A 15,558-nucleotide genomic window follows, 5' to 3' on the forward strand; every position below is an offset into this window, starting at 1 on the left:
ATATTTAATTAAAGATGAATATTAGTAAACCTATCCGCCGCTTCGTTTTTGGTCCGAAAAACAACTTATACAAAATGGATTTTTAATAAATTCCATTCAACCCAAGTACCCTAGGTTTTGCATGATAAATTATATTTTCGTCACCGGTGGCGTTGTTTCATCACTAGGTAAAGGTATTGCAGCAGCATCCTTAGCCGCCATTCTTGAGGCTCGCGGCCTTAAGGTCACCATGCTCAAACTCGACCCTTACATAAATGTTGACCCCGGCACGATGAGCCCAATTCAACACGGTGAGGTATTTGTTACCGATGACGGTGCAGAAACCGATTTAGATTTAGGTCATTACGAACGCTTTATCCGCACCCGTATGACCAGCCGTAACAACTTTACAACCGGTCGCGTTTACGAGGAAGTGATTAAGCGTGAACGACGTGGCGACTACTTAGGCGCAACCATTCAGGTTATCCCTCATATTACCAATGAAATTAAACGTCGTATTATTGCCGGCGCTGAAGGTAATGACATCGCTATTGTTGAAATTGGCGGCACGGTAGGTGATATTGAATCACAGCCTTTTATCGAAGCTATTCGCCAATTAGGCACTGAGGTTGGTCGTGATCACTCAATGTTTATGCACCTTACTTTAGTGCCTTATCTAGCGGCTTCAGGTGAAACCAAAACCAAACCAACTCAACATTCTGTAAAAGAATTACGCTCTGTGGGTATTATGCCAGACATATTAGTGTGTCGTTCAGAGGTCCCATTACCGAGTAACGAACGTGCAAAAATTGCCTTATTCACTAACGTAAACGAAAAAGCGGTTATTTCACTTCGCGACGCCAGCAGCATTTATAAAATACCTGCCGCACTTAAAGCACAAGGCATGGACGAAATCGTTGTAAAGCGCTTTGGGTATGATTGTCCGGAAGCTGATTTAGCTGAATGGGAACAGGTACTGTATGCAGAATCAAACCCCGTTGGCGAAGTTAATATTGGTATGGTCGGCAAATATGTTGAATTACCCGATGCTTATAAATCAGTCAATGAAGCATTAAAGCATGCGGGTTTAAAGAATAGATTAACCGTTAATATTAAGTACATTGACTCGCAAGATGTTGAAAGTAAAGGTATTCACCTCCTGCATGAGCTTGACGCAATTCTGGTTCCTGGTGGCTTTGGTGTACGCGGTATTGAAGGTAAAATAGCCGCTGCAAAATACGCTCGTGAAAACGACGTTCCGTATTTAGGCATTTGTTTAGGCATGCAGGTTGCGTACATCGAGTTTGCTAGAAACGTTGCCGGTATGGAGCACGCCAACAGCACAGAATTCAATCCGGACACGCCGTTCCCAGTTGTTGGCCTCATTACTGAATGGCTAGACGATGATGGTGGTAAAGAAGTCCGAGATGTTACCACTGATTTAGGTGGTACTATGCGTCTGGGCAGTCAACTTTGCCACTTGGAAAAAGGCACTAAAGTTGAACAGATGTATGGCAGCACTGAAATTTATGAACGCCATCGTCACCGTTACGAGGTAAATAACAACTTACGCGCCGAAATTGAAAAAGCGGGCTTAAAAGTAAGTGGGTTATCGAATGACAAAGCATTGGTTGAAGTTATCGAAATTGAAGATCACCCTTGGTTCGTAGCAGGCCAATTTCACCCTGAGTTCAACTCAACGCCGCGCGATGGACACCCATTATTTACTGGGTTTGTAGCAGCGGCAGGTGTATACGCGAAGAACAAATAAAGAATAAATAACAAATAAAAGGAACAAAAATGGCGAATATTTCTCGTATTGTAGGTCGCGAAATTTTGGATTCACGTGGTAATCCGACAGTTGAAGCAGATGTTTATTTGGACTGCGGTGCTATGGGGCGTGCTTGTGCACCTTCCGGCGCATCAACAGGTTCAAGAGAAGCTTTAGAATTGCGTGACGGCGACAAGGCTCGTTATTTAGGTAAAGGTGTACTGAAAGCCGTCGCCGCAATTAATGATAATATAGCGCCCGCATTATTAGGCAAAGATGCGGCAGCTCAAGCTAGCATCGATCAGCTAATGATTGATTTGGACGGCACTGAAAATAAAGAAGTACTGGGTGCGAATGCAATTTTAGCGGTATCACTTGCGGTTGCTAAAGCGGAAGCGATTAGTCAAAAGCTACCTTTGTATGCGCATATCGCCAACTTGAACGGCACACCCGGTGTTTACTCAATGCCTGTGCCAATGATGAATATCATTAATGGTGGAGAGCATGCTGACAACAACGTCGATATTCAAGAATTTATGGTTCAGCCAATTGGCGCACCTTCATTTGCCGAAGCATTGCGTACCGGCGCAGAAATTTTCCATAGCTTGAAAAAAGTATTATCAGCTAAAGGCTTGAGTACTGCAGTGGGAGACGAAGGAGGCTTCGCGCCAAACTTAACATCGAACGCAGAAGCACTGTCTGTTATCGTAGAAGCGGTTGAAAACGCAGGCTACAAAATGGGCGTTGACGTTACCTTAGCGCTGGATTGTGCAGCCTCAGAATTCTACAAAGATGGCCAGTATGTGTTGAGTGGCGAAGGTAAATCGTTTGATTCCAATGGTTTTAGTGATTACCTTGCCAACCTGGCTGCAGAGTACCCTATCCTGTCTATTGAAGATGGCTTAGACGAGAGCGATTGGGATGGTTGGGCATATCAAACTAAAATTCTTGGTCACAAAATACAACTCGTCGGCGACGACTTGTTTGTTACTAATACCAAGATATTATCGCGCGGAATTGAAAACGGTGTGGCTAACTCAATTTTGATTAAGTTTAATCAAATCGGTTCATTAACTGAAACATTGAACGCCATTAGAATGGCTAAAGACGCCGGTTTTACTGCGGTTATTTCTCACCGTTCAGGCGAAACAGAAGACGCGACCATTGCCGACCTAGCCGTCGGGACAGCTGCAGGCCAAATAAAGACCGGCTCACTTTGTCGCTCTGACCGCGTTGCTAAGTATAACCAATTACTTCGCATTGAAGCGGAATTGGCAGAGCAAGGCACACCAGCACCTTACAATGGACGCGCTGAAATTAAAGGCCAATAATCGGGTTTTACATTAAATGCAGGCCGACAAGGTCAGTTTTACGGGCTATTTGCCAATAAAATCAGAGTAATTAATGAAAGCGGTATCTTTATGGTTTAAGATGCCGTTTCGTTTTTTTAGCATTGAAATTAAATAAAATAAGTGATGAGCGACCAACAACCCGATCAAACCAACATATTTAACTTAGCCGAACAGTTCCCCAACGTCGCTGAGTTATGCAACGCGTTGTATGAACGAGAGTTACTTAGTCTTGCTACTAGCAATATCAAAGATCCCATCCTGCTGAAAAGAAAACTCAGTGGTTTGTCTTATCATATTAAAAATGCCGCCGAATTTCTAATTAACGAACCCACACCAATCGATGTCGATGTTCACAATGGCACTTGGAAGTCGAAACAAGCGAACAAATGCCCCGCAGCTAAACTTGTCGCCAATGCAAAAGAAATAGCCAAAGCAGAAACTTGGTTCAAACAACATCATTATCATGGCGGTGTGGTTTGTGTTTACGTGAATAATTATGGCAATGAGCATATTGAGCTCGATTCAATTGATATGTTTACCAGTCCAGTAGACAAATTACACACCAATAAATTTGCTTGGTTTGCCCTGAACGGCGAATCACTCGAAGATGCAAAAAATCATGTAAGCCATCGTTTAGTGAAGCCTAGTAAAGCCGTTTTCAGCGCCGCTTGCAGCGGGCATACATGGAATACCAAAGGCAAAGCGATACCAAGAGCGTTAAGTTTACGAGAATTATTATTGTCGACGAATATTAATTGGAAGACGTTTAGGTAATTAAACATGCTTGAGCTACTATACTGACTAATGATGCTCAGTCTGCTGCCCACATAAGGAAGTAAATAATTGCGACTCATGGTTTCTGTGTTACTTAGCGCATTGCTCCTTGCCGCTTGCCTGCCTGTTCAGACACCCGATACTACCGCGACTTTACATAAGGACAATATTGAGCCTTGGTATAAAAGTGCGGAATCTTTTTTTTTAAACCCTAAGAATAATCAAAGTACGGTTGAGTTTGCAGAGCAATTGCAAGCATTGGTGGCTGAGCCTGATGCCGCTTTAAGTAACGACTTAGCAAAACAGGCACCGCAAAATCTGCCTTACACCTTTACCAATGATTCGATAGCATTGTTGGACAGCGCAAAGGCACTGAACCTACTTCCTGCAAAAATCGATTTATTAGAAAAGAAAATACACCTTTTTTGGGCACATCAATTTGGTTTTTATGGCGATGTGTTTTTGAGTGACCGTGACCAACAACATATCGACAAAAATTCAGAATATAAGGATTATCTGCAGTCGCTGTCGAAACTAGCGCAAATGTACCCGGCTTTTCACAAAGGTAGGACAGAGATTTATGCAGCGGATAACGAAACGAAACTGTTGGCTTTTAGCCGCATATACAAAAATACTAGGGTGTTTATAGCCGTAAATTTGTCTTTTGAAACCCATGAAATACCCCTGCCATTTGGCTTTATGTCCTCTACCAAAGTCCTTATGTGGGAATCTGATAATATACAGCTACGAGAATTCGTGACTCAATCGGCTATTTCGATCGCACCATATACAAGCGCAATAATGATTGTTGGCGGTTAGCCTGCTACGCTGCTTTTTAACAAATAAATAATGTGTAAAACATTGTTCATTACAATCCATTTCTACTGTCGGATTTCTTTACACACAGTAACTGAGCGTTCAGTCTAAATTAAATTATTCTATGATTTTCAATCGCATACCACATTGGCACAGGATGTGCTTATGAGTAATTAGTGTTCAAATAAACACACAAGCACTCAATAAAAAAACAAATAGCCGATTAAAGATACAAGTTTAATCGTCTTTTTTACACTAAGGAAAATTCAAAATGAACAAAAAATCTTTTAGTGCACTAGTTACTGCGACTATTCTAGGTATGCTGCTAACAACATCCGCTAACGCTAATTTAATTCAAAATGGTGGCTTCGAAGCAACACCAACTGACTCTGCAATTGGTGGCAGTGGCTTCTGGCGGTACTACTCTGCAAACGATATTACGGGCTGGAGCGGAAGTAATTTAGAGCTTTGGACTAATAACGGTCAATATGAAGGTGAGGTTCACGCTGAGCTAAATGCTCACCGATCTACCAACACTGCATGGAGCATCTTTCAGACGTTTAGTACCATTAGCGGCCAAAGTTATGACTTATTTTTTGCCTACAAAGCACGCAGAGGCAACAGTGAAGGCAGCAGTGAGGTGTTTAGTGTAGGTGTTGCTGATGAGTTATGGACGGTCAATGATCACGTTACAAATACATGGAAAACGTTCTCAAAAAGTTTTGTTGCCACCAGCGCTATGACAACTCTTACTTTTACAGCAATTACTCCAGCAACAGGTACGTTGGGTAATTTCCTTGACGACATACGCGTAACAGTTCCTGAGCCAGGCGCTCTAGCATTGTTAGGTTTAGGTCTGTTAGGACTTGGTATAGCAAGAAAGAGAAACAAACGCGCTTAATCCGCTTTTGAAGTGCGCCCCGAAAGTGAGAGATAACTTTCGGGGCTTTTTTTTGTGGCTAGGCAACTCTGTCTGAGCCAGTGACCAACTGACCAACTGACCTACTGACCTATAAACGAATAATCCGTTAAACTCTCTAAAAAGTTCAACAAATCCTGTTTTTCTTCATCTGTAATATCAAAGCCTTGTACAAAGGGGCTCTTAAGTGGGTTGTTAACGCCATCGCCCCTTCCACCAGCAGCATAAATATCGATTACCTCTGACATTGTTGCCACCGAACCGTCGTGCATAAAGGGAGCTGTCAGCATGATATTGCGTAATGTTGGCGCTCTGAACTTACCTCGATGTTTTGGATTGAAGGTGATATCTGCCAATCCTTGATCGCCATTGGCATAACTGCCCTCTCCATCGATGTCATACAGACCAGTATTGTGAAAGGAAACTAGATCTAACTTTTGAAAAGCATGCTTACTCGACTGCGTAAAATTAAAGCCGCCATGACAGTGAAAGCACTCTAGCTTTTCTGAAAAAAACAAATCCATACCGCGAATAGCGGATGCTGACAACGCTTCATCCTCATTAAAATAGGCATAACGGTCAAAATTTGAATTAAATGACGTTAAGCTTCTTACGTAACTCGCTAGTGCTTTTACAATGTGGTCGAAATTAACCTGCGTGCTGTCAAAAGCCACTTTGATGTCATCAGAATAGTCGCCCAGCCTCGCTAGGATCTCCTCCTCGTTACCGGTCACGCCCATCTCTACCGGTGTTTCATTAAATAGCGGTATCATGATCTGATTTTCAACTTTGCCCAAAGCATCGTGGGCCCAAGTAAAACTGCCGTTGTAAGCAACATTAACTAAGGCCATCGAATTGCGTTTTAAACTCTCACCGGTAGTGCCAACAGATGATTTTTTAGGCTCTGCAAAGGCAAAGGCTTTTATATGACAAGAAGCGCATGATTGTTGTTGATTAACCGATAAACGCATGTCATTGAATAAACGCTCACCCAATGCGACTTTCTCCATTGTCATCGGGTTGTCGACAGGAACGCTAGGCGCGGGAAAGCCAGCCGGTATATTCCATACATACGGCGTTGCTTTGTTTTGCGGCGAACAGCCACTAGTCGCCAACACTACAGTAGCGCAAATTAACGTTAAATTAAAAGGCCTATACAAGGGCTTATGCAAGGGCTTATGCAAGCGCTCATGTAAGCGCTTATTTAAGAGCTTGTGTAAAAACAGCATTGCGCTTCAAATTTTCGACTAGTTCATTACAGGTAGTATTATCAATTCCTGAAAACATACAACTGGTTTTTCTGGTTAACGCCATGTTTTTGATTATTTCATCAAGGTGAATGCTGATATTAATGTGGACCTTCTTTATAGCTGCGTTGTATTTCGCCGAGTCATTGCTTTGTGGTATATCCAAAACCTGAATCGAATTTGATGGCAACACAATATCCACCGCGGTCACATTAGCTTGAGCACACGGTGCTTTTGGCCCGCGTACCATGGCGGCAGATACACACCCAACGCTGCCTAAATGAAATGACCATGAATCACCCGTGTCATTTTGCATATCCCAGCGAATAAATTTATAACCATTGCGCCACGCCCAAAACATCGAAGAATCATTCAACGGCGAAGCTTGAATTAAAGGGTTTTGGTGATTAATAGCGAACGGGACGCCCACATTAAAAGTCAGAGACAAAGGCGTTTGGTCCTTTATACCATCTGCACCCTCTATACCTTCAATAACATCTATACCACCTATACCGTCAATAACATCTATATCATCTATACCACCTATACCACCTATACCACCTATACCACCTATACCCTCAATACCCTCAATACCCTCAATATCTTCAATCACGCCTGTTAATGACATATTCACCGTCGTTTTTTTGCAATCTACATTATACCTAATCATAGCAACCTGCTGGCTTTGCCAATCGTTATCGTCTAGGATTATGGGATGGGTATTGTTAATTGAAAGCTGACTAAAAAACATCGCTAATTCTGATACATACCACTGAGCATTGTTTATCTTGAGGGGCTGCTCACATTGAATAGGTAAGCCTTTAAAATGCGGTGTAAAGGCAATGGTGACCGCAGTAGACATTGTTGCAGCCATACTTATCTTTGCGTCAAGGTTATCTTGCGATTGAGTTGGCGATTCAGGCGCAGGCGAGCAGCCGCCGATAATGATGGCACTCGCTAGTAATAACATTTTTACATTTACCAACACGTTTACATTTGCAAAAACGCTTAAATTTTCGAATGAAGATGGTATTGAATACAAAATAAACGGAACCACTATGAAAAGAACGTTGTTTAGTTTACGCATCTTACTTGTAATTGCCACAGGGATTTGTGCATCAGCAAACGCGCATACCGATCATGACAAAGCGCGCTTTGTTGCCCAAAAAGGTGTTGATGCGGGCAATTGTAAAAACCGTTTTAGACCTTGTGCATCAATTGGATATGCAGCACAACAAGCCAACAAAGGTGATGTGGTTTTAGTTGCACAGGGCAATTACGAATTAAGTAAATTTGAGGATATTTTTTATCTTATTAGCGATATTGTTCCTGCACTCGGGGGGTTTCAAACCCTAGATAACTATCAAGTACAAAACCCGCAAGCTTTTGTAACTACCTTGCAAGGTGTGCCGCTGCAATACGCTGATCAATTATATCAAAAAGGCTTTAATGTTATTGTCGATACCAAAGGCCAGAATTCGGCAACCGCACTGGCATTAGATAAAAGTCTTGATGCGGTCAACGCAATGTATCAGTCGCAAGCCGAAACCGCGTGTGTAGACGGCTTCGCAGGACAATTCCCGTGCAATAATATGTCTCTTTTAGCGCATATTCCGGTCAGTGATTTTCCTACCAATAGCACCAATGCTAATGATATTTGGGGCCATGTCGACCTCAACACGATGAAAGAATATGCATTGCTAGGCTTACGTCGAGGTATCGCATTGGTGGATGTTTCAGACCCCATAAACCCGATCATTATCAATGCAATTCAAGGTCAAAACACCACTTGGCGTGATATTAAAGTACTTCAGTATTTCAATCCCGACGCCAACAAATGGGAGGCCTACGCTTATGCAACAGCCGACAATACCTCTGAGGGCTTAAGCATTATAAATTTAAGCAACCCAGAAACTGGCTTAATCTTGGTCGGTCGCGATGTAAATGATGCCTCAGCCCACAATATTTATATTTCCAATGTCGATTATGGACTCAACATTAACAATTCAACGGCCTTACCCCAAGTCCATATATTGGGTTCTAATCAATTTGGCGGTGCAATGCGCAGCTATAGCCTGACCGATCCGGAACAACTCCAACCCACTTATATTCTTTCCGGAGCCACTCGCAGCGATTATTCACACGACGCATCATCATTTTTAGTCAATGACGAACGCGCTGAGCGTGATTGTGTTAACACCACATCGGCCGGCTGCACTGTTCTGCTCGACTTCAATGAACAAACATTGCGACTATGGGACCATTCCAACCTTGGAAGTGCTGTTGAGTTATCCGCGATTAGTTATCCAGATGCAGAATACACGCATTCAGGTTGGTGGAGTGAAGACCGTCAATATGTGATTTTACATGACGAACTCGACGAACAAAGAAGAGGGTTAAATACAACGGTTCATATTTTTGATATTTCTGATTTAAACCAGCCAACACTAGTATCTACATGGAGTGGCCCAACGCGCGCTATTGATCACAATGGCTTTGTTCGTGGCAACAAATATTACATGTCCAATTATGAGCGCGGCGTAACAATACTCGACTTATCAAACCCATTAGCACCCGCTGAACTGGGTTATTTTGATACTTTCCCATCGTCGACTAATGCTTCATTTAACGGTGTTTGGGGTGTGTATCCTTATCTGCCCTCAGGCATTATATTGGCCAGTGATATACAAGGCGGTTTGTATATTTTAAAAGATGAAACCAACAACACCGCAAGAGACGATATTAACTTCTCATCTGCGTTATATGAGGTAACAGAAGGCGGCATGGTCGATATATCCGTCATACGCTCAGGCACACGAGCGGTTTCGGTTGATTATAAAATCCTGCGGGGCGCAGCAAGTGGCAATGACTTTTTAGCCCAAGAGAGCGGCACACTCACTTGGAATGCCGGCGACTCCGTTGCACAAACCATTAGCATTGAAGCGCTTGATGACGGCAATGGTGAAGGACTTGAGTCACTATTTATTCGCTTAGAAAATGCATCACCGAGTGCTGAACTAGCGACGCCAAATATTGCCAAAATAGATATTAAAAGTTTAACCGGTCTCGCATCTTCAATCATGCTGGATCAAGACACCTTGACTGTAAAAGAAACTGACACCAGCATTACGCTAACAGTGACTCGGTCTGGCGATCCTGCTCTCAGTGCAGCCGTCGGTTTACGTATTGAAAATGGCTCCGCCCAAGCGGAGGCTGATGTCACGTTAGCGATCAACACGCTGGAGTGGGCTGCAGGCGAATTAGGCGACCGAAGTTTTGCTATTACGATCGTCAATGATGACGTAAACGAGGAAAATGAAAGCTTCGCCCTTGTCTTAGACAATCCTCAAAACGTCACGATTGCAGGTTCAGATCGCGTTACCGTCACTATTCGTGATGATGACTCAAATCAAGCGCCGCAAGTAAACACTGAAAGTAGTTTGAATGTGAACACCCGTCAATCAATTACATTAACAGCCTCGGCGACTGATCCTGAGGGGCAGAGCATGACATTTACTTGGGCACAAACATCAGGAACAAACGTGACGTTGGCAAACGCCGACAGTTTGTCAGTGAGCTTTACCGCGCCTGATACAGCTACCAGCTTAGGCTTCACTTTCACTGCAACTGACGACTTCGGCGTTGCCACTTCAATGAGTGTTAACGTGACTGTTGAAGCGCCAACACCGGCCCCTTTGCCGGTGCCAACACCCGTAAATGCGACTAGTTCAGGTGGCGGAGCAATTTGGTTAATCAATATTTTACTTTTATTAACCTTGGTGAGAAGAGTGAAAATAATAAATTTGACCCAATATAGCGATAAAGAGTATTAATAAACACGGTATAGTACACCTAAATCAACCCCAAAAGGCACCTCATTGAACAGCAGTACTTCAATACTTTCATGGCTATTTTCACATTTACGTCCATACACGAGCAAAGTTGTTTTTGCATTAATAGCACTGGTTGTCGGCGCCATGTCTTGGTTAGTTTTAGGTCAAGGCATCAAGTTAGTAGTTGATCAAGGCTTCGTTGCGGGTGATGAGTCGATGCTGCTCAATTCGCTTTTACTGGTGTTAGTAATCGCCTTCATCGGCAGTATTGCCACCTACTGCCGATTTTATCTGATGGTTTGGCTAGGTGAAAGAGTCTGCGCGGATATTCGCAAAGCTTTGTTTTCACATTTAGTCACCTTGTCGCCAAGCTTTTTTGCCGAATCTCGCACAGGTGAAGTTATATCTCGCTTTACCAGTGATACAACACTACTGCAATCGGTGGTTGGCACGGGTGTTTCAATGGCGCTGCGCTCATTTGTTATGTTTGTGGGTGCACTCGTTTTAATGGCGATCACCAGCACCACATTGACCCTTTACGTATTTATTGCCGTGCCCATCATTTTATTACCGATAAAATTACTTGGCAAAAAAGTCAGGTATTTTGCCAAAGTAAGCCAAGACGATGTCGCCAGTATGGGTACATTAATTGACGAAAGCCTACACGAAATCCATACATTACAGTCATACAACCACGAAGACCAAAGCGTTGAAAGCTTTGATGCCAGCGCAGAACAAATAATGCAAAGTGCTTCAAGGCGCATCCATTATCGCGCCCTCCTAATTGCGATGATCATGTTTATCAGCTTAAGTTCTATATTTATTGTTGCTTGGGTTGGTGCCTTAGATGTTATATCTGGTGCTATTACGCCAGGTGAACTCACAGCCTTTGTTTTCTATGCCGTGCTCGCAGGCGCCTCTATTGCTACCATAAGTGAAGTGATTGGCGATCTGCAAAAAGCGGCTGGTGCCAGTGAGCGTATCGTTGAGTTGATGAATACGTCATCTGATATTCCGATGGGGTCAACTTTTTCGGACCCTACTTTAGCGCCATTTGAGCCCATTGAGAAGCAACCGCTAAATGTTAATATCAAAGGTTTCAGAGTTAACGAACAGGCATTAATTGATGCTAACAAACCTATATTAACCCTGCATAACATCGGATTTAGCTATCCTAGCGTGCCTGAAAAACAAATTATTCATGAAGTCTCATTTAGTGTCATGCCCGGACAAAAAGTAGCGATTGTAGGCCACAGTGGTGCCGGTAAATCGACGTTATTTGATTTACTTATGCGCTTCTATGATATCGATTATGGTGAGATTTTAATTGGTGACGCAGAGCAAAAAAGTATTAGCACCTATGATATCCGCCGCCAATTTGCGCTGGTACCGCAAGATGCGGTTATTTTTGCCACCACGGTACTCGACAACATTCGTTTGTCTAACACCACAGCCACTAAAGAAGAGGTAATTGAAGCGGCAAAACTTGCCTTCGCACATGAGTTTATTTTGGATTTTGTAGACGGTTATGAAACTCAATTAGGCGAGCGTGGCGTTAAACTCTCAGGTGGTCAAAAACAGCGTATCGCTATCGCCAGAGCGATCTTGGCCAAGCGCCCTATTCTATTATTAGATGAAGCAACCAGCGCATTAGATGCAAGCAGTGAAAAATACGTCAAACAAGCGTTAGATTCACTGATGACCAAAACCACAACATTGATCATTGCACACCGGTTGTCTACCGTGATCAACGCCGATAATATTATTGTACTAGAAAAAGGAAAAGTAATAGGACAAGGCAAGCATGCCGAGTTGATGGCGGCGAGTCCTGTTTATAAAGAGTTTGTTGAATTGCAGTTAAGTTAAACTACTTTTTTGAAAAAATGAAAAGTTTTGTAACAATTAAGCTACATTTTAAGCGTAAAGGGAAATAAAAGATCCAGCCCAAAGTAGTAAGATAACGAACTTGCTTCAAAGAAGCATTCGCGCCTTCGACAGAAAGGCACAGACTAACTAGCTTGGGATGGCATCATGTTTGTAAACTTGACACGAAAATCACTACTCGTCCTCTTTTTATCTTCTATGGTATTTGTTGCCGTTGCCGAAGATGTAAAAGAAGAAAAGAAAGAAGATGAAAAAGAGAAAGAAACACTTACCGAAGTATTAGACAAAAAAGACGCTTTTAAAGGCTTCGTCGATATTTACCGTGACAAAGAAGACGGTAGCGGTTTAGTTGTCTTTGATGCATCACAATTGAACAAACCGTTTTTGTACTTTGTATCCACTGTTGATGGCGCAGTCGCCGCAGGGACTTTTAGAGGCCAGTTTAGAGGCTCTCGTTTAATTGAATTTCGTCGCAACTATGACCGCATAGAAGTAGTATCAAAAACCCCACGCTTCTACTTCGACCCAGAAAAAGCCATCAGCCGGGCTGCTGAAGCGAATATTAGTGAAGCTATTTTACTGTCAACTAAAATAGAGCACGAAGAAGACGGTAAAATCGCTATTTCATTAGGCGAATTATTCGCAAATGAAGACTTGCACAAAGTTTCCCAATCGCCTGCAGACGACCCCAAAGTAGAAAAACGTCGATTTAAGCCAGGTAAACTCTCAGAAGACAAAACCTCTATTAGCGAGATCAAAAACTTCCCTGAAAATACCCACGTGGTTGTCCGCTACGTTTATGAGAATAGCGAACCTAAAGTTGACGGTGGTAATGAAGTTTCTGACTCACGTTATACCACCTTGCAAATTCAACATGCCTTTATTAAAGTGCCTGAGAATGACTTCAAGCCACGTCGTGACGACCCAAGAATAGGTTACTTTTCGCAACAGTTTGATGATCTAACCTCTGACCAAACAGCAAACTATCGTGATGTGATTAACCGTTGGGACTTGCAAAAGAAAAATCCGGGTGCTGCGTTATCAGACCCCGTTCAACCCATTGTTTGGTGGATTGAAAACACCACCCCAGTTGAATGGCGTGACACCATTAAAAACGCAACACTGGCGTGGAACACCTCGTTCGAAAAGGCCGGTATAAGCAATGCTATTGAAGTCAAAATTCAAGCTGACGATGCCGACTGGAGCTCGGATGACGTGCGTTATAACGTGCTGCGTTGGACTTCTTCACCGCGTCCCCCATTTGGTGGCTACGGTCCGAGCATTGCGCATCCATTGACGGGTCAAATCATTGGTTCTGACATTATGCTGGAATACAGCTTTATGAAAGGCCGTTGGATTGCGGGTGAAATGTTCACAGATGGTTACGCTTCATTGAATGACAGTTTACAAGGCGATGAACGCATGAACTGTTCACTAGGCCATGCACTAAACCTCGGCATGATGTTTGGTCAATATGCTGGCATGGCAGATGGTATGGGCAAAATTGAAGAAGAAAAATTACTTCGCCAATCCATGGCATATCTTATCCTGCATGAAGTCGGTCATACGTTAGGCTTGAACCACAACATGATGGCGTCGCAACTACATGGTCATGATGAAGCGCATGATGCTTCGGTTACTCAGGGCATACTTGCTGGTTCAGTTATGGATTATCCATCAGTTAACTATGCGCCAGTAGGCAGAGAACAAGGCGACTTCTACACTGAAAAGCCAGGTCCGTATGATGATTGGGCTATTTTATATGGTTACTCAGAAGCCCTCGCGGATCCAACTGCAGAAGAAAAGCGTCTTAGCACTATTTTAAGTCGCTCTGCAGAGCCACAATTAGCCTTTGGTAATGATGCTGACGATATGCGTGCAGTTGGCCGTCATGTCGACCCTCGTATCAATATTTTTGATATGTCAGGTGAGGCTGTTGATTACGCGCAAGACCGCTTTGAATTAATTAAACATATGGCAGGCAAACTAAAAGAAAAGACATTGGTTGATGGTCGTTCACATAACGACTTAACGGTTGGCGTAAATGTATTGTTTGGTGAATTTGCGCGCCAAGCTTCAGTGGTATCACGCTATATTGGTGGTGTTTATGTCAACCGCGCTTTTGTCGGTCAAGCGGGTTATACGCAACCGTTAACGCCAGTGCCTGAAGTTGAGCAACAAAATGCAATGGATACGCTAAGCGCGTTTGTTTTTGCACCTGATGCGATTGAAGAAATGGCCCCCTTGTTTGCTTATATTCAACGCCAACGTCGTGGTTTCAGTGGCTGGGGAAGAGACGAGTCACCTCGCCTACATGACATGTTACTAGGCGCTCAAAAGAACGTACTTGATCATGTGATGCACCCAAATGTATTGATCCGCCTGACTGACACAACCTTATATGGCAATACGTTTACCGCTGAGAAGATGCTGGCCAATTTAACTGATTCAATGTTCAAGGCTGACATTAAAGGTGATGTAAACTCATACCGTCGTAACTTGCAGGTTGAATACGTAGAGCGTTTAATTGCAATGTCGGGTTTAGAGGACAAAAGCAAGTATGACAACTTTGCTCAAGCATCTTCTATGTATCAGCTCGGCAGAGTAGCCGATATGGTTAATAAGTCACGGGGTGATCAGGCCACTAAGATCCATAAGGCGTTTTTAAAGGACCGTATTGAGCGGGCTTTTTATAAGGGTTAACCCCCCTTTTAGATTTGCCGATTGCGGTCTTTTGCCTTTATATTGGTATTCAAATCGAAAATTGGGATCAAGAACTTGAAAATGTGCAGATTGGTAATGTGCGTCAGGTATTATTGTTGTCAAAGACGCTGAAATAGCATTTGAGCGATATTTACTGGGCAACACTCCTGCAACAAAATGTGTGTCTATGTCGGTAGTTAAATCTAAGATGGCAACATTAGTTGGCGTGGCTATAAAGACGGCTCTATTGATAATATAGATGACCCTGTTACTCGTTTTG

The 15,558-nt window shown here is 43.1% G+C and carries 10 protein-coding genes; 8 read left to right on the top strand and 2 right to left on the bottom strand.

Translation table 11 applies throughout. The features are described 5' to 3' along the window. Positions 1–121 precede the first annotated feature (121 nt). The 5 genes from CXF81_RS06555 (at position 122) to CXF81_RS06575 (ending at position 5,593) form a co-directional block, all read left to right on the top strand. Positions 122–1,750 carry a CTP synthase gene (locus tag CXF81_RS06555; protein ID WP_101180564.1) on the top strand — a complete coding sequence of 543 codons (1,629 nt, stop codon included), beginning with the start codon at positions 122–124 and terminating at the stop codon, positions 1,748–1,750. A 29-nt stretch (positions 1,751–1,779) separates the two neighbouring features. Further along, positions 1,780–3,081 (top strand): phosphopyruvate hydratase, encoded by a 1,302-nt coding sequence (gene eno / locus CXF81_RS06560; RefSeq protein WP_101180565.1) that lies wholly within the window; start codon positions 1,780–1,782, stop codon positions 3,079–3,081. Positions 3,082–3,225: 144 nt separating this feature from the next. Continuing rightward, on the top strand, positions 3,226–3,876 hold the full coding sequence (locus CXF81_RS06565) for a hypothetical protein (RefSeq protein ID WP_101180566.1): 651 nt from the start codon (positions 3,226–3,228) through the stop codon (positions 3,874–3,876). Between the two features lie 69 nt (positions 3,877–3,945). Continuing rightward, positions 3,946–4,695, top strand: coding sequence for a hypothetical protein (locus CXF81_RS06570; protein WP_157825513.1), 750 nt, complete (start codon positions 3,946–3,948; stop codon positions 4,693–4,695). Positions 4,696–4,963: 268 nt separating this feature from the next. After that, a complete protein-coding gene (locus CXF81_RS06575) occupies positions 4,964–5,593 on the top strand; it encodes a DUF642 domain-containing protein (protein WP_101180568.1) in 630 nt (209 codons plus the stop codon). Between the two features lie 101 nt (positions 5,594–5,694). Here the strand turns inward: CXF81_RS06575 and CXF81_RS06580 are convergent, their stop codons facing one another. Next, positions 5,695–6,726, bottom strand: a complete 1,032-nt coding sequence (locus CXF81_RS06580) for an MbnH family di-heme enzyme (RefSeq protein WP_369828658.1) — start codon at positions 6,724–6,726, stop codon at positions 5,695–5,697. 85 nt (positions 6,727–6,811) lie between these two features. After that, positions 6,812–7,828, bottom strand: a complete 1,017-nt coding sequence (locus CXF81_RS06585) for an MbnP family copper-binding protein (RefSeq protein WP_232771807.1) — start codon at positions 7,826–7,828, stop codon at positions 6,812–6,814. On the opposite strand from CXF81_RS06585, the gene CXF81_RS06590 reads away from it, so the two are divergent. The 3 genes from CXF81_RS06590 to CXF81_RS06600 all read left to right on the top strand — a co-directional run bounded on the left by CXF81_RS06590 (position 7,803) and on the right by CXF81_RS06600 (position 15,278). Next, positions 7,803–10,691 (top strand): choice-of-anchor B family protein, encoded by a 2,889-nt coding sequence (locus CXF81_RS06590; protein WP_232771808.1) that lies wholly within the window; start codon positions 7,803–7,805, stop codon positions 10,689–10,691. The two genes, CXF81_RS06585 and CXF81_RS06590, sit on opposite strands and share 26 nt — an antisense overlap. Before the next feature lie 45 nt (positions 10,692–10,736). After that, complete coding sequence (locus tag CXF81_RS06595; RefSeq protein WP_101180572.1) at positions 10,737–12,557, top strand: ABC transporter transmembrane domain-containing protein; 1,821 nt, start codon at positions 10,737–10,739, stop codon at positions 12,555–12,557. A gap of 165 nt (positions 12,558–12,722) precedes the next feature. Beyond that, positions 12,723–15,278: a zinc-dependent metalloprotease gene (locus CXF81_RS06600; protein ID WP_101180573.1), complete on the top strand. Its 2,556-nt coding sequence runs from the start codon at positions 12,723–12,725 to the stop codon at positions 15,276–15,278. Positions 15,279–15,558: the final 280 nt, after the last annotated feature.

The organism is Glaciecola sp. 33A (assembly GCF_002836745.1).
Lineage (GTDB): Bacteria > Pseudomonadota > Gammaproteobacteria > Enterobacterales > Alteromonadaceae > Glaciecola.

Coding starts and splice junctions, on each gene's coding strand:
- CXF81_RS06555 (WP_101180564.1), top strand. CDS start 122: ATGATAAATTATATTTTCGTCACCGGTGGCGTTGTTTCATCACTAGGT.
- eno (WP_101180565.1), top strand. CDS start 1,780: ATGGCGAATATTTCTCGTATTGTAGGTCGCGAAATTTTGGATTCACGT.
- CXF81_RS06565 (WP_101180566.1), top strand. CDS start 3,226: ATGAGCGACCAACAACCCGATCAAACCAACATATTTAACTTAGCCGAA.
- CXF81_RS06575 (WP_101180568.1), top strand. CDS start 4,964: ATGAACAAAAAATCTTTTAGTGCACTAGTTACTGCGACTATTCTAGGT.
- CXF81_RS06590 (WP_232771808.1), top strand. CDS start 7,803: ATGATGGCACTCGCTAGTAATAACATTTTTACATTTACCAACACGTTT.
- CXF81_RS06585 (WP_232771807.1), bottom strand. CDS start 7,828: ATGTTATTACTAGCGAGTGCCATCATTATCGGCGGCTGCTCGCCTGCG.
- CXF81_RS06600 (WP_101180573.1), top strand. CDS start 12,723: ATGTTTGTAAACTTGACACGAAAATCACTACTCGTCCTCTTTTTATCT.